The following is a 16,002-nucleotide window of genomic DNA, read 5'->3' as shown; positions in this document are numbered from 1 at the left end:
CGGACAAAAAAAGCCCCGCGTCCTGAAGGGGCGCGGGGCGGGTTTACGGCCTGTTGGCGTATCAGGCCTGAGGTTGCCAGCCGCCACCCAGTGCCTTGTAAATGGCCACGATGCCACGGTACAGCTCGATTTCTGCCTGCGCCTGAGAGTCTTCGGCCGCCAGACGCTCGCGCTCGGCATCCAGCAGGACCAGGAAGTCCGCTGTGCCTTCGCGGTACTGCACTGACGCCAGCCTGGCTGCGGAGCGACTCGCATCGCTTTGGCGCATCAGCGAGACCAGCCGTTGCTGGCGTTTGTCATAATCGCTGAAAGCGTTCTCCGACTCTTCCAGGGCCAGCAATACCTGCTGCTCATAGTTGGCCAGCGCGCCCTCGGCATCGGCATCGGCGCTGCGAATCTGCGCCCGGACGCTGCCCAGATCGAAAGCCGCCCAGGTGATGCTTGGGCCGAGTGACCAGGCTTTGGCCGCTGACGAACCGATCTGCGAGCCGCGGCCAGCGGTAAAGCCCAGAAAGCCGCTCAGACTGACCCGCGGAAACAGATCGGCGGTCGCCACGCCGATGCGTGCGGTCGAGGCGGCCAGTTGGCGTTCGGCGGCGCGGATGTCGGGCCGATTGCGCAGCACCTGTGTTGGGTCGCCAATCGGCAGAGCCTTGGCGATAGCAGGCAGTTTGTTCGGGCTCAGGTCGACGCTGAGGTTTTCCGGGCGCTCGCCCAGCAACGTGGCGATACGATTGCGTTGGCGAACCTGTTCGGCCTGCAACTGCGGCACGGTCGCTTCAACGGCTGCCAGTCGTGCCTCGGCACGCACCACGTCCAGTTCATTGCCCACGCCGGCATCACGCAACTGGGTGGTCACCTCCTGAGAGCTCTGCTGGTTTTTCAGGTTGTCGCGGGCAATGGCTTCACGCAGCTGTGCGCCGCGTAGCTGCCCGTAGGCGTCGACCACCTCGGCAATCAGAGTCACCTGAAGCTGATACAGGTTGGCTTCGGCGGCTTCCTGATCGGCATTGCTGGCTTCCAGTTGGCGCTGAATACGTCCGAACAGGTCGACCTCCCAGGCCATATCCAGCCCAAGGTCATACCGCTCGCTATTGACGCGCCGCTCAGTAACACCAGGTTGCTGACCCTTGCCCAAGTCACTGCTGGCCCGGCTGGTGTTCACCGGCATGGCGTCGTTGGCAACGTCATCGCGAATCGCCCGTGCGGCTTTCAGGCGGGCAAAGGCAACACGCAGATCGCGGTTGCCGTCCAGCGACTTGGCTACCAGTTTATTGAGGTTAGGGTCCTCAAACTGCTGCCACCAGACGGTGTCCACTTTGCTGCGGTCATAGTTGCCCTGGGCTGCGGACGCCAGTTGTGCTGGCGCCGTAACCGGTGCCTTGTAGTCCGGGCCGACGGCGCAGGCCGCCAGCGCCATGACCAGCAGGCTCGGGAGGAAAAGTTTGAACGCGCTCATCAATGCATCTCCGCAGGCAGGTTTTGCAGTCTTTGTGCCTTGGCGGCCTTGCGGGCCTCCTGGCGTTCGACGTAATTACGGATAAGCACGTAGAACACCGGCGTCAGCAGCAGGCCGAAGAACGTGACCCCCAGCATCCCGGAGAACACGGCGACCCCCATGGCATGGCGCATTTCCGCACCTGCACCGCTGGAAAGCACCAGTGGTACTACGCCCATGATGAACGCGAAGGACGTCATCAGAATCGGACGCAGGCGCAGTCGGCATGCCTCCAGCACTGCATCCAGCGGGCTCATTCCCTCGGCCTGTTTGTCCTTGGCGAACTCGACGATCAGAATCGCGTTCTTGCACGCCAGGCCCACCAGTACGATCAGCCCGATCTGGGTGAAGATGTTGTTATCGCTACCGGCAATCATCACCCCGGCAATCGCCGAAAGCAGGGTCATTGGTACGATCAGGATCACCGCCAGTGGCAGGCTCCAGCTTTCGTACTGAGCCGCCAGTACCAAAAATGCCAGCAGAACACACAGCGGGAAGACGAACAGCGCCGTGTTGCCTGAAAGAATCTGTTGGTACGTAAGGTCAGTCCACTCGTAAACCATGCCGTTGGGCAGCTCTTCACGCAGCAGTTTCTCGACCGCCGCTTGAGCCTGACCAGAGCTGAAGCCCGGACCGGCAGCACCGTTGATTTCTGCCGTGATGAAGCCGTTGTAGTGCATTACGCGGTCGGGACCTGCGGTGTCACTGACTTTGACGAAGGTTGCCAGCGGGATCATTTCTCCCAGATTGTTGCGCACCTTGAGCTGACCGATCTGGTCGGCATCCTGACGGAACTGCTGCTCTGCCTGGACATTGACCTGATACGTGCGGCCAAAACGGTTGAAGTCGTTGGCATACAGCGAGCCCAGATAAACCTGCAGGGTGTCAAAGATGTCGCTGACCGCAACGCCATGCGTCTTGGCCTTCTCGCGGTCGATGGCGGCATCCACCTGCGGCACGTTCACGGTATAGCTGGTGAACAACCCGGCCAGTTCCGGCACGCTGCGGCTCTTGGCAATGATGTTCTGGGTTTCCTTGTACAACTCGTCGTAACCCAGGTTGCCACGGTCCTCTATCTGCAGGCGGAAACCGCCGATGGTGCCCAGCCCCTGTACCGGAGGTGGCGGGAAGATCGCCATGTACGCTTCCTGGATCGACGCGAACTGGCCGTTCAGGGCGCCGGCAATGGCGTTGGCTGACAGACTGGGGTCCTTGCGCTCCTCAAACGGTTTGAGGGCGACGAATACCACACCGTTGTTAGGGCTGTTGGTAAAGCCGTTGATCGACAGGCCGGGGAAGGCAATCGCGTTTTCCACGCCCGGCTGTTTAAGTGCCAGCTCGGACATGCGCTTGATGACGTCTTCGGTACGGTCGAGGCTGGCAGCGTCAGGCAGCTGGGCAAAGGCCACCAGGTATTGCTTGTCCTGGCTGGGTACAAAACCGGTCGGCGTGCTGGCGAAACCCAGCCAGGTCAGGACCATCAGGCCTGCATACACCAACAGCGCGATACCACTGCTGCGAATAACCCGGGCGACGGTGCCGACGTAGCCATGGCTGGCTTTTTCGAAGAAACGGTTGAACGGGCGGAACAGCCAGCCGCCAAGGATTCTGTCGAGGAAACGCGAGAAACGATCCTTGGGCGCATCGTGGCCTTTGAGCAGTACCGCGGCCAGCGCAGGCGACAGGGTCAGCGAGTTGAAGGCCGAAATCACTGTCGAGATGGCGATGGTCAGTGCGAACTGCTTGTAGAACTGCCCGGTCAGGCCGGAAATGAACGCTGCCGGTACGAACACCGCACATAGCACCAGTGCAGTGGCGATGATCGGCCCGGTCACTTCGGCCATGGCCTTGTGCGTGGCCTGGACCGGTTCAAGCCCCAGCTCGATGTTCCGTTCGACGTTCTCCACCACCACGATGGCGTCGTCCACCACGATGCCGATTGCCAGCACCAGCCCGAACAATGACAGTGCGTTCAGAGAGAAGCCGAACATGTGCATGACAGCAAAGGTGCCGATCAGCGAGACCGGTACGGCCACCAGCGGGATGATCGAAGCGCGCCAGGTCTGCAGGAACAGGATCACCACCAGCACGACCAGGATCAGTGCTTCAAACAGGGTGTGAATCACCGCCTCGATGGAGCCGCGCACGAAGATCGTCGGGTCATAGACGATGCTGTAGTCCATGCCTTCCGGAAAGCTCTTTTTCAGCTCGGCCATTCTGGCCCGTACATCGTTGGAGATGTCGATGGCGTTGGAGCCGGGCCGCTGGAAAATAGGGATGGCCACGGCGGGCTGGTTGTTCAGCAGCGAGCGCAGCGCATACTGGCTGGAGCCCAGCTCGATGCGTGCAACGTCCTTCAGACGAGTGATTTCGCCATCAGCGCCTGCACGAACCACAACGTTTTCGAACTCCTCCTCGGTGACCAGACGGCCCTGGGTGTTGATCGACATCTGAAAACTGGTGGCATTCGGCGAGGGCGGGGAGCCCAGCTGACCTGCTGCAACCTGACGGTTCTGCTCGCGAATCGCATTGACCACATCGGTGGCGGTCAGGTTACGTGAGGCCGTCTTGTTCGGGTCCAGCCAGACCCGCAGCGAATAGTCGCCCATACCAAACAGTTGCACGTCACCGACACCGCCCAGTCGCGCGAGCTCATCCTTGATGTTGAGCACAGCGTAGTTGGACAGGTACAGCATGTCGTAGCGCTGGTCCGGCGAGGTCAAGTGCACAACCATGGTCAGGTCGGGGGAGGCCTTGTCCACGGTAATGCCGATGCGCGTCACTTCTTCCGGCAGCTTGGGCTCGGTACGCGTCACACGGTTCTGCACCTGTACCTGCGCGTTGTCCAGTTCAGTGCCCAGCGCAAAGGTGATGGTCAGGGTCAGCTTGCCGTCGGCAGTGGCCTGGGACGACATATAGAGCATGCCTTCCACACCGGTGATGGCCTGTTCCAGAGGCGAGGCTACGGTTTCGCCGATTACCTTGGGGTTGGCGCCGGGAAAGTTGGCGCGCACGACTACTGTGGGCGGCACTACTTCCGGGTATTCACTGATCGGCAGCTGGAACAGTGAGATAGCACCGGCGATCAGGATCAGCAGCGACAGCACTGCGGCAAAGATCGGCCGGGAAATAAAGAATTTGGAGAAGTTCATCGGACAAGTCCCTTAGCCGCGCGGCGCAGTGGCGCTGGCGATTTTGACGGCCGCTTTGGGCGCCACTTGTGGCAGGTTGCTGGCTTCGAGGGCCTGGCGTTGTTTGAGCAATGCTGCGAGGGTGTCGGCGCTGGCCATCGGTGTCACTTCAGGGTCCACAGGTTGGCCGGGACGCACGCGTTGCAAGCCTTTGACGACGATGGTGTCGTCCTTGCCCAGACCGTTGCGCACAATGCGCAGACCTTCGATTTTCGGGCCCAGCTCGACAGCCCGATAGGCAGGCTTGTTGTCCTTGTCCATGACCAGCACAAACTTCTTGCCCAGGTCGGTACCCACCGCTTCGTCATTGATCAGCACCGCCGAGTAAGTGCCGCTGCCCACCAGTTTCAGACGGGCATACAGGCCGGGGGTGAAATCACCGTCGGCGTTATCGAACACCGCACGACCGCGAATGGTGCCGGTCCTGGGGTTGACCTGGGTGTCGACAAAGTTCATCTGGCCCAGGTGCGGGTTGCCGGTTTCGTTGGACAGGCCCAGGTACACCGGAGTGGTCTGGCCGCGCTGGCCTTTGCGGGCCAGCTCGGTGTACTTGAGGAACACGCGTTCGTCTGCGTCGAAGTAGGCGTAGACCTTGTCGGTGGAGACCACGCTGGTCAGCGCGGTGACATCTGCGGTCACAATGTTGCCGGCGGTGATTTCTGCGCGACTGACACGACCTGTAATCGGTGCAGTAACACGGGTAAAACTGAGGTTCAGTCGAGCCAGATCCAACTGCGCCTGAATGGCCGCGACACCGGCCTTGGCTTCCTGCGCCGAGGTGGTGCGCGAGTCGGCCAGCTCGGCGGAAATCGCGTTGTTGGTACGCAGACGCTCGCCGCGCTGTGCTTCATTGTCACTGCGCAGTGCAACGGCACGGGCCTGTTGCAGCTGCGCCTCAAGACGACGAACTTCGGACTGGAACGGGCGCGGGTCGATCTGGAACAGCAGGTCGCCTTTCTTGACCAGCGAACCGTCGGTGAACGCTACCTGATCGATCTGACCAGACACCCTTGGGCGAACCTCGACGGTTTCCGGCGCTTCAAGACGTCCGGTGAATTCATCCCATTCGTTGATCGGCTGCTCCAGCACCTTGGCCACGCTGACCTTGGCTGCGCCAGGCGCACTGGTGGCTTCCGGCGCGCGGCCGCAAGCACTGATAACGATAAGGGCGAGGGCGGTGAGGGGGTATCGCAGATGGCTGAGTGTCTGGTGCATGGGAAGTTCCGCCGATAGTAAAGAATGGGCGGATTCTGTTGCGCACAGGGTGTTATTAACGAATCGAATAAACCGAAGGTTACTATCACTGGCAATGATGAGTACCCATAGGTCTTCTAAAACCTGCCTCCGGGTGATCCGCAAGGTGGATGGTGGCCAGGTATTCGGGGCTGAGAATGCTCCCCTTATGGCGAGCCAAAAAGCTCATGTCATATTGCTATCTCTTCGATCAATCTTTGCAATCGCCGCCGCTATCAAGTTGTCCAGCGAACAGTCGATCCTTGAGTATTACGATAAATCCCGAGGAAAAGTTTGATGAAGTCGACATGGCTGGACAATTTGAAGGTCAGCAAAAAGCTGAGTATAGGCTTCGGTCTGATACTACTGGGTGTGCTGACGGTCACCGCGATCGGCTACCTCAGCACCAACCTGCTGATCGAGCGGCTGGGCAAGGCAGCCAAAGTTTCTGAAGTAAAGGCCGATGCGCTAAGCCTCAGGATCGCTGCGCAGGCCTATACTGCCAAGCCTGACGCGAGCAATTCGCAGGGCTACACGGTCGCTCTGGACAACCTGGGCAAGACCATCGAGGACGGCCTGAAGCTTCTGACTGTTCCGGCCAATGCCGATATTCTCAGAGGTATTCGCGATCAGGTGGGTGGCTTGAGACAAACGTTCAGCCATTTGGTCGATAATAATCGGCAAATTGATCAGGCCATGCAGCCGTTGATCACCATTTCCGAGCAGGTGAGCGGAAGCTTCGAGACACTCCTGCAAAGACCTTCGACGACGTTTCCCGCTCGCTGGATCAAAGCGGTATCGACCAGGTAAAGATTGCCGGCGACCTGCGCAATGGCATGACCAGTTTTCGCCTGGTGTTTCGCCGTTATATCAGTATTCCGACCGCTGAAAACAGGCAGATCACCTTCGATGCCGCCGACTCACTGATCGCTCAGGTGAGCAGTGCGCGCAACCAATTGCCGAACAAGGCCGGCCCGGCAGTGGATGAGGCGCTCAGGGCACTGCAACAGTACAAATCGTTGATGGTCTCCATCTCGCAACTGATGCAACAGAGCGATCAGATTCGCGACAGCCTTCGCCAGCAGTCAATGGACATCGTCACCAGTACCGAAAAGCTGATGGCGGGCCAGGTGGTCAGTGCCAATAAAGAAAAAGACAGCGCGGTCACCCAGTTGCTCACGGTGGCGGTGATCGTATTGCTGCTGGGCATCTTCGCGGCGATCCTGATTACCCGTCAGATTACTCGTCCGCTCGATTCCACGGTGATCGCTGCGCGTCGAATTGCCGACGGCGATCTGACCAATGACCTCAGCACCACTCGCCAGGATGAGCTGGGCCTGCTGCAAAACACCATGCACCAGATGACCGTATCGTTGCGCACCCTGATTGGCGGTATCAGTAATGGTGTGACACAGATCGCCACGGCGGCCGAGGAGCTTTCAGCCGTCAGCGAGCAGACCAGCGCGGGCGTCACTCAGCAGAAACTGGAAGTCGATCAGGTAGCGACCGCCATGAATCAGATGGCGTCTACCGTTCAGGAAGTGGCGCAGAACACTGAAGATGCATCGCAGGCCGCCAGACAGGCCAGTGATCGTGCTGCTCATGGCAGCAGCGTGGTGCAACACGCCACGCGTGAAATCAGCCAGCTTGCCGGTGAAGTGGGGCAACTGGGCGAGGCCATGCAGCGCCTAATTCAGGACAGTGACAAGATTGGCGGTGTAATCGATGTGATCAAGGCGGTCGCAGAACAAACCAACCTGCTGGCCCTCAACGCGGCGATCGAAGCCGCACGTGCGGGTGAGCAGGGGCGCGGCTTTGCCGTGGTGGCCGATGAGGTGCGCTCGCTGGCTCAGCGTACACAGTCATCCACGACTGAAATCGAGGCGCTGATAAAGTCCTTGCAGGATGGCACCGGCGCGGCATCGGAGCTGATGAATGCCAGCCGTCAACGTACCGAAGGCACAGTTGCGCTGGCGCGGCAGGCCGAAGAATCGCTGCTTGAAATCACTCATTCGATTGGGACCATCGAACAGATGAGCCAACAGATTTCTGCTGCCGCTGAAGAGCAGAGCGCCGTCACCGACGAAATCAATCGCAGTGTCATCAGCGTACGGGACATCGCCGATCAGTCGGCCACGGCCACTGAGCAGAGCGCGGCGTCTACCGTGGAACTGGCGCGCCTGGGCAGCAACCTGCAGGACATGGTTGCGCGCTTCCGGATCTGATTGCCGCCACTTTCAAAAAGTCGCGAGGCCCAAAAGTCTCACCCTGCAAAAAGAGCAGCGCTGGCAATCAGCGCTGCTCCACCAACTGCAAAAACCTTCGGGTTCGCTCGTTTTGCGGATTCAGCAGAATTTCGCCCGGGGTGCCGTCTGCCACGATGCGGCCTCCCTCCATGAACAGCACTCGGTCAGCGATGTCCTGAGCGAATTTCATCTCGTGGGTCACCAGTAACATGGTCATCTGAAATTCGTGGGCAATCGAGCGAATCACTGACAGCACCTCGCCGACCAGCTCCGGGTCGAGCGCCGAGGTGACTTCATCGAACAACATGACCTGCGGGCGCATGGCCAGCGCTCTGGCAATCGCTACACGTTGTTGCTGACCACCGGAAAGCTGGCTCGGGTAGGCATCGGCCTTGTGAGCGAGCCCGACCAGCCCAAGGTATTGATGCGCGCGCTCAAGGGCCTCTTCGCGAGGCAGTCTGAGTACCCGTAACGGCGCTTCGGTGACATTTTCCTGAACAGTGAGGTGTGGGAACAGGTTGAACTGCTGGAACACCATGCCAACCCGATGTTCGACCGGAGCCTTGCGCGTGCCGGGCCAGTGCCAGCGGGATTTGCGCGCGGGCACTGTTTCGCCTGCGACTTCTATGCTGCCTTGCTGATAGTTTTCCAGCCCCTTGATGAGGCGCAATACCGTTGATTTACCCGAGCCACTGGGGCCGATCAAGGCGACTTTCTGACCTTGAGGAATGCTCAGGTCCAGATGGTCGATGATCCGGTTGCGGCCGAAGTCCTTGACCACGTGTTTCAGCTGTATCTGCGCAGTGGTGACGGGTGGGATTGCGGTGTGTGCGAGATCAGACATGGCTGCGCCTTTCCAGGTATTTGAACAGCAACGAGGTCGGCACACTGATCGCCAGAAACATCAGCGCCATTACTGTGTACGGTTCGTTGTAACGATAGGTCATGCCGGCGATCTGCTTGGCAGCCTGAAACAGTTCAGGGATGGTAATCACCGCCAGAAGCGGCGTTTCCTTGAACATGCCGATCAGGTAATTGCCGAGCACCGGCAGCATGGGTTTCAACGCCTGCGGCAGGATAATGCGCCGCCAGGTGTCGCCACGGCTGAAGTCCAGCGCGCGTGCGGCTTCCCATTGCCCGGCAGGGATGTCATCGATGGCACCGCGATACGCTTCGGCAATGTAGGCCGCGTAATAGCAGCCAAGACCTATCACACCGGTGGTGATGGCCGGGAAGGTGATGCCCGCCAGCGGCAGCGCGAAGAACAGCACATACAACTGGACCATCAAAGGCGTATTACGGAAAAAGCTCAGGTAGCCTTTGCTCAGGCGATGCACGATGGTTATCTGCGAGCGCAGTGTCAGGGCCAGGATCAGACCGAGCAAAACCGCGAGCAGGAACCCCAGCACCACGACCTGCACGGTCACCAGCAAGCCCTGAAACAGCTCCGGCAGAATCGACCAGGCGAATGCGATATCAAACTCCATCGTTCATCCCCTGGCCGTGCGCCACGCGGTGGCATGCTGCTCATAACGCTTGACCAGCCAGCTCAACGGCCAGGCCATCACGAAGTAGCAGACCAGCACGATGCTCCAGATCAGCGTTTGCTGGCCCAGCGTGGTGATCAATTGACTGCCGGTAAAGGTCAGGTCGGTGAGGGTAATGAGGGAAACCAGTGAGGTGGTTTTCAGTAGCTCGACCAATTGGTTGCCCATCGGCGGGATCATGAACGGCAGGGCCTGCGGCAGAATTATTCGCCGAAACGCGCTTATCGGCCCGAAATCCAGCGCACGCACAGCGTCACGTTGACCCTGGCTGACGTTGATCAGTGCCGAGCGAATGATTTCCGCGCCATACGCCGAAAACGTCAGGCCCAGCCCCAGCACACCCGTGGTCATGGGGGACAGGCGGATGCCGAACAGCGGCAGAATGAAGAACAGATAAAACAGCAGCACCAATGCCGAGATGCCACGCAGCACCTCGACATACACCGTGGCGAACCAGCGTAACGCCCTGAATGGCGACAGGCGCATCAGGGCGATTACAAACGAGAGCACCAGCACCAGCAGTTCGGCAAGCACAGTGATCTGCAGGGTGATCCAGGCGCCGTGGGCCAGTTGTCTGGCAATGAAACCTGCGGTTTCCAGTGTTGCAGCATCAACAGGCATGGCCGTACTCGTGTGGGTCAGGGCCGTTTACTGCGCGCCCTTGCGGGGCGGGGCAGATCATGGGTTGCAGCGTTGGGCTGCGGTGATGGCCGGGTCAGCCAGTTCGTTTTCGGTGTAGCCGTACTTCTGCAGGATTTTCAGCAGCTCGCCCGACGCCCGGAGTTTGGCCAGTTGTTCGTTGAAAGCCTGTTCGAAGGCCGGATCGTTTTTTGGCAGGCCGTAGGCGTGGTAATTCCAGCCCGGTTTGCCACTGGCGTCCGGAATCTGCTCGAAAGGCAAGGCGCGCTCGATGTCCGGACTGTTGGCTTTCTTGATCAGACTGATGACTTCGGCATCCGGGAAATACACCACGTCCACGCGACCCGCCTGCAAGGCGGCCAATGCCTCGGTGTCCTTGTCGAACAACACAACGTTGCCGTTGGCGATACCGCTGTCTTTGGCTTCCTGAACCTGATTGCTGCCAGGTTGAGTGGCCAGGCGCACCTTGGCGTTGCTGGCGACGTCCTTGAGGCTGTGCAGGTTCAGCGGGTTGCCGGTTTTGACAATGAACGCACCGCCGGATCGCGTCACCGGGTTGGAGAACGCGATGACCTTGCAGCGATTCGGATTGATGAACAGGCCTGCACCGATCAAGTCGAAACGACCTGCTGCCAGACCCGGCACCAGCGAACCGAAGTCAGTGATAGGCGTCTCGATCTGCTTGATGCCCAGCGGTTCGAGAATCGCCCGCAGTATCTCGACGTTGGCCCCGGTGGCTTTGCCATCGGTGCCGATGTAGGCATAGGGCTGTTCGTTGGCGATGCCAGCGGTCAGACCGTCGCTGCGACCTTTTTCCAACAGCCCGGCCAGGGCGGGAAACGAAATGACGGCATTCAGCAACAGCGCTGAACCCATCAGGGCTGGGAACGACAGGGGGTTGATGCCTTTCATTACAAGTGCTCGAGATAAGGAGGAAGGGGCGTCTTGTTGAGGCGACCAGATCGTGTCGATCAAGTGCACTCAATCTCGTCATTTTGCCTGTTTCTTGCGTGGGCATGCTTTTTTGCATAGCGCGAAACTTTATAGCTATTAAAAAATAAATCTAAATATCAATAAGGAATATCCATATGCCTCTCGTCACGAATTTTCAATAAATCGAGACATATTCTGTGCTCTCTGCAGGCCGCTTAGACAACCCAGGTAGCGATGGTGGGCATCAATGGGTACAGATTTGTGGCTATAAGCTATTATGGGGGGCTGATTTCCCATTTTCTATAATAAGATAAGCTACTTGATCAAGTGATTTTGTTATTTAATCGAAGAGGTATGGCAGAGAATGAACAAGCTTTAAAGCAAAATTAGAGATTATCTTTCTGATAATTTAGAGCTTATAGAAAAAGGTTTAATGCTGATAAAAAAAGAATTTCCGCTCGAAAATTCACACGGGGCTGGAGGTTCCATCGATATTTTAGCTAAAGATAAGCTTGGGCACTATGTGGTTATTGAAATAAAACGAAGTGACCAGGTTGCGCGTGCTGCGCTGCTTAGGTCAACAAAGGGAATTCGGCGAGAGAACATCCGCACAATTCTATTGTCGACAACATGGCATGAACTCAGGGTTCCCTTTCAGGAATACTGCCGTGTCTGCGAGGTTCCCTCCGAGGGTTTTTTGATAACGGCTGATGCGAATGGCAGGGTGTCTAATGTCGAGCCTATTGTGCCTTCTATTTCAAGCAAGCCTCTATGCATAAGTCGGCAGCAAAGTATATTTTTCTTTACCGATTTAAAAAATAGAGACTTGGCGCTTCCTGGTGTGATTCAGGCTGCCCAAAAATCTTCTTTGGAGGATTTCATAGTTTTTTTGGTTGACTATGCAGGCAATAACGACAGAGTTATATACAGGCATGGGCTATATTTTGGGTTCTCCTCACCACTAAATGAGGCTGAACCCGCGCAGTTAGCTGAGATAAAAAAATCTGAGTCTTGGAATGATGATCTGGATGATCTGGATGAGAATTTCTTGTGCGCTCTCATGGATAATATTGACGTCAGAAGTGATAGCTGTGAAATAGGTTATCCGGAGAAAATTGCGGCGATGCTGGAAGCTGGGTGGCTCATCTCCGTCGCTGAACGGACAGGCAGATATGCTGAAAACAGAGATCTGGTTTCAGATGAGATCTTGCTGAACGAATTCAAAAAGGTGGAGGGCGGAGCTAATCACTATTTTGTTCATACGTCATCGCCCAAATATAAGCTCAGTTGGGATAAATTTAAGGAAGATGCAGCGCGGGTTCTACTTGGAAATGCAGCGTGGTCGCTTATTTTTGAAAAGTTACTGGCAGATATGGAGAAGTCCTCAGAAGATGTAACTGCATCTGTGAGTATCTATAATCTTGCAGGTATTGTTTACAGCTTGTCTAATTTTATGGGTAAAGGCGAGAGTGGTTATATGCCTCGTTTTAATATGATAATGTCTACTTCAACTGAGGTGGTGCAATATATGGGAGCTATGGTTTGGTTGGGCCACAACGTAAATATCGATGCGGAGGCGTGGATAGATGCCAGCTGCTATTCTACGATAAGCTATTTCACGCGGCACCATTTTGGTGAGCAATTTGAATGTGACGAGCAGTTGTGTGATCAGCTAGATTTAGCTTCTATAATGCTAAAGATATCAAACCCTGGAGCCATCGACGAACGTGCGTGATCTTGCGCAGAAACTACCGGGATTCGCGGACGCCAATGATTTTGCCAATGCACCGTGGATTCCGCTCGCCAAATAATTGCGCGCTGTCACTTCGTGAGCCTGAATCGAAAGATGTTCAGTCAGCGCAAGGAGTGGAAAGAAAGTTCGAACATTGTTGATCTTCAAACAGTTGCTGTTGGCGGAGCAATAGTGGGTTTGCCGATATAAACATATAACTACAGCAGGGTGTCTTGCCGGCTTTAATGCCGGCACGGACAGGTGTTGCCTGCGATTTAAAGGAGCGCTGCATGTATTATCGTTCACGTTCATTACTGGCCGTCGCTGTAGTGTCGGCGTTGACGCAACTTTCTGCGCAGGCAGAGGAAACTTCCGACAGTGCCGATGACACGCGTCTGGGTGCGGTAACGGTCACCGGAACCCGTGGCAAAGCGCGCACGGTACTGGACTCGCCGGTCCCGGTGGACGTGCTGACCGCCGATGACCTGAAGTCTGCCGGTGCCAACAATGGCGAGCTTGGTCAGGCGTTGCAGACCTTGCTGCCATCTTTCAGCTTTCCCCGTCAGTCCAACTCCGGAGGCGCCGACCATGTGCGTGCGGCGCAACTGCGCGGCATGAGCCCGGATCAAGTGCTGGTGCTGGTCAATGGCAAGCGCCGTCACATCTCGGCCCTGGTCAATGATTCGTCGAAAATCGGCCGTGGCACCGCGCCGGTGGATTTCAACTCAATCCCGATCAGTGCGATCAAGCGCATTGAAGTGCTGCGCGACGGAGCCGGTGCACAGTATGGTTCCGACGCGATTGCCGGGGTCATCAACATCATCCTCGACGACGCCCCGCAAGGCGGCGAAGTCTCCTCCACCTATGGCGCCTACCACACCCGGCAGAAGGCTATCGGCAAAACCACTACCGATGGCCAGAACAGCCTGACCACGGCGAAGATCGGTACACGGCTGGGTGAAGAGGGCGGGTTCATCCTTGGTGGTACCGAATACAAGGACCGTAACCCGACCAACCGCGCCGGTTTCGACGGATTTGCCGACACTCCGGGGCAGCGCAACTATGTGATGGGCGACGGTGTAGCGCGCGACGTCAATCTCTGGTTCAATGGCGAAGTGCCACTGGGTAACGGCAAGGCGTATTCATTCGATACGTACAACCAGCGGCATACCACCGGCACCGAGTTCTATCGCTACCCTACGGATCAACCGCAGTTCTAACCCAACGGCTACCTGCCGCAATCGCTGGGCGATAACACTGACCTGTCGGCCACAGCGGGTTTCAAGGGGCTGATCGGAGAAGACTGGGATTACGACAGCAGCATCACCCACGGCCGCAACCGCTTTGAGTCCGCCAACGAACGCACCCTCAACGTTGCCCTGGGGGCGGATTCGCCTACGCGTTTTGATACCGGTGATTACGAATTGCGCCAGACCACCGCCAACCTTGATTCAAGCCGCGAGCTGCGTCTGGGTTCACGCTCCTTCGGGTTGGCGCTGGGCGGTGAATACCGTTACGAAAATTACCTGACCTACGCCGGTGATGCAGATTCCTACTTTGGCACCGGGGCCGATGGTGCCAACGGCCTGCGACCGAGCGAAGAGGTGGACCTGGACCGCAATGTGTTGGGCTCCTACGCCGAACTGTCCGGCGACCTGACCGACCGCCTGCTCGTCGATGCCGCCACGCGCTGGGAGCATTATGACGATGCCGGCAGCACACTGACCGGTAAACTCAGCGGCCGGACTGAACAACTGGCGTTGCGCGGCGCCATATCCAACAATTTCCGGGCACCGTCATTGGCGCAGGTCGGTTTTCAGCACGCCACCAGCAACTTCGGCACCGGCGGCACGCTGACCGATATTCGTGTGTTATCAGTCAATGATCCGATTGCCCGGGCGCTGGGTGCCGAAGACCTGAAGCCGGAAACCTCGAAAAACTTCAGCCTCGGCCTCACCGCGCAATTGAGCGAGCGCTTCGATGCGTCACTGGATGTGTTCCGCATCGACGTCAAGGATCGCATCACCCTCTCTCAGCGCATCGGCAGCGATGCGCTGGAGCAATATATCAATAACAACCTCGGGGTCGCCGGGGTCCACGATGTGAACTTCTTTACCAACGCTGCCGATACCCGCACTGACGGTGCCGAGCTGGTGCTCAACTATCACCAGCCTTGGCTCGACGGGCAACTGGGCCTGACCTCGGCCTACACCTGGAACCACACCAAAGTCACCAAGACCAAAGGCACGTCTTCGCAACTCAGTGCACTGGGCATTGGTGACGACGCACTGGTCGGTGTTGAAGAGCGCAACACATTGACCGACGCAGCACCCCGTGACCGCCTGATGTTTTCTGCCAACTGGGCCAGCCAGCACTGGGGCTTGCTCGGGCGACTGACACGACAGGCAAGACCACCCGCGTGTTCGATTTTGGCGACTCCCAGCCAGAGCAGACGTACAACGCGGTATGGCAGCTGGACGCTGAGGTGCAGTACACATTCACGCCGACATTCGACATCGCGGTGGGCGGCAATAACCTAACGGATCGCTATCCGGAGCGTTCCAACTCGCAAATCAATTATGGCGGTAATCTGTCGTACGACGTGCTGTCACCAATCGACACCAACGGTGCGTATTACTATGCACGGGCTACTTACGGTTTTTGAGGGTGTGGGCATCAATCAACGGTGCTTTTGCATTCCATCCGCTTCAACACCCTGCGCCATAGTGTGCGCTCTGGCCGGGGGTGCTGCTTCGGTCACCACATGCGACTTATGCCCCGTCTCGTTTCGGCGACAGTAGCGTTGCTGGGTAATGCTGAAACGAGAGCAGGCCATAAGCAAAATCAAAATTATCTGGGCACTACATTTTTGAAATGCTACTGGCACTTTTGCTCCCCGGCGCTGTCTGAAATCCTCGGTTAGGGAAGGTCTGAAGTAGCCGGATGTTTTCCGGCTACCGAGTCCTCAGCACTTTTCAAAAAA

The 16,002-nt window shown here is 57.5% G+C and carries 10 protein-coding genes and 2 pseudogenes; 5 read left to right on the top strand and 7 right to left on the bottom strand.

Annotated elements, in window-relative coordinates:
- Positions 1-61 precede the first annotated feature (61 nt).
- Genes LJU29_RS13135 through mexE form a run of 3 tightly spaced genes read right to left on the bottom strand, consistent with a single transcriptional unit; the run spans position 62 to position 5,904 of the window.
- Positions 62-1,459, bottom strand: coding sequence for an efflux transporter outer membrane subunit (locus tag LJU29_RS13135; RefSeq protein WP_257112620.1), 1,398 nt, complete (start codon positions 1,457-1,459; stop codon positions 62-64).
- The gene (locus LJU29_RS13130) at positions 1,459-4,650 is read right to left on the bottom strand and encodes an efflux RND transporter permease subunit (RefSeq protein ID WP_054996239.1); all 3,192 of its coding nucleotides are present in this window, start codon (positions 4,648-4,650) and stop codon (positions 1,459-1,461) included. The genes LJU29_RS13135 and LJU29_RS13130 overlap by 1 nt, the downstream gene beginning before the upstream one ends.
- A gap of 12 nt (positions 4,651-4,662) precedes the next feature.
- Entirely contained in the window at positions 4,663-5,904 is a 1,242-nt protein-coding gene (gene mexE / locus LJU29_RS13125; RefSeq protein WP_257112619.1) for a multidrug efflux RND transporter periplasmic adaptor subunit MexE, read from the bottom strand.
- 315 nt (positions 5,905-6,219) lie between these two features.
- Here mexE and LJU29_RS29885 point away from each other — a divergent pair, with 315 nt between their 5' ends.
- From LJU29_RS29885 to LJU29_RS29875, 3 genes and pseudogenes are all read left to right on the top strand, one after another.
- A complete protein-coding gene (locus LJU29_RS29885; RefSeq protein WP_442628777.1) occupies positions 6,220-6,732 on the top strand; it encodes an MCP four helix bundle domain-containing protein in 513 nt (170 codons plus the stop codon).
- Between the two features lie 26 nt (positions 6,733-6,758).
- Positions 6,759-7,241: pseudogene (locus tag LJU29_RS29880) on the top strand (methyl-accepting chemotaxis protein); the annotation flags it as partial.
- Positions 7,242-7,274: 33 nt separating this feature from the next.
- The gene (locus tag LJU29_RS29875) at positions 7,275-8,147 is read left to right on the top strand and encodes a methyl-accepting chemotaxis protein (RefSeq protein WP_371875240.1); all 873 of its coding nucleotides are present in this window, start codon (positions 7,275-7,277) and stop codon (positions 8,145-8,147) included.
- 67 nt (positions 8,148-8,214) lie between these two features.
- On the opposite strand, the gene LJU29_RS13115 is transcribed toward LJU29_RS29875, so the two are convergent.
- The 4 genes from LJU29_RS13115 to ehuB are packed head-to-tail and all read right to left on the bottom strand — an operon-like array spanning position 8,215 to position 11,266.
- Entirely contained in the window at positions 8,215-9,012 is a 798-nt protein-coding gene (locus tag LJU29_RS13115) for an amino acid ABC transporter ATP-binding protein (RefSeq protein WP_005756694.1), read from the bottom strand.
- Positions 9,005-9,655, bottom strand: coding sequence for an ectoine/hydroxyectoine ABC transporter permease subunit EhuD (gene ehuD, locus LJU29_RS13110; RefSeq protein ID WP_004664960.1), 651 nt, complete (start codon positions 9,653-9,655; stop codon positions 9,005-9,007). The genes LJU29_RS13115 and ehuD overlap by 8 nt, the downstream gene beginning before the upstream one ends.
- 3 nt (positions 9,656-9,658) lie before the next feature.
- The gene (ehuC, locus tag LJU29_RS13105; RefSeq protein WP_003383635.1) at positions 9,659-10,336 is read right to left on the bottom strand and encodes an ectoine/hydroxyectoine ABC transporter permease subunit EhuC; all 678 of its coding nucleotides are present in this window, start codon (positions 10,334-10,336) and stop codon (positions 9,659-9,661) included.
- A gap of 57 nt (positions 10,337-10,393) precedes the next feature.
- Positions 10,394-11,266: an ectoine/hydroxyectoine ABC transporter substrate-binding protein EhuB gene (gene ehuB / locus LJU29_RS13100; protein WP_257112618.1), complete on the bottom strand. Its 873-nt coding sequence runs from the start codon at positions 11,264-11,266 to the stop codon at positions 10,394-10,396.
- A 406-nt stretch (positions 11,267-11,672) separates the two neighbouring features.
- On the opposite strand from ehuB, the gene LJU29_RS13095 reads away from it, so the two are divergent.
- Together LJU29_RS13095 and LJU29_RS13090 are read left to right on the top strand one after the other, a co-directional pair.
- Entirely contained in the window at positions 11,673-13,022 is a 1,350-nt protein-coding gene (locus LJU29_RS13095; protein ID WP_257112724.1) for an endonuclease NucS domain-containing protein, read from the top strand.
- A 287-nt stretch (positions 13,023-13,309) separates the two neighbouring features.
- Positions 13,310-15,684, top strand: a pseudogene (locus LJU29_RS13090) (TonB-dependent receptor plug domain-containing protein).
- Positions 15,685-16,002: the final 318 nt, after the last annotated feature.

It is taken from the genome of Pseudomonas ficuserectae (assembly GCF_024584585.1).
Taxonomy (GTDB): domain Bacteria; phylum Pseudomonadota; class Gammaproteobacteria; order Pseudomonadales; family Pseudomonadaceae; genus Aquipseudomonas; species Aquipseudomonas amygdali.
The sequence above is the reverse complement of the archived record's forward strand: the minus strand, read 5'-3'. Positions and strand labels throughout refer to the sequence as shown.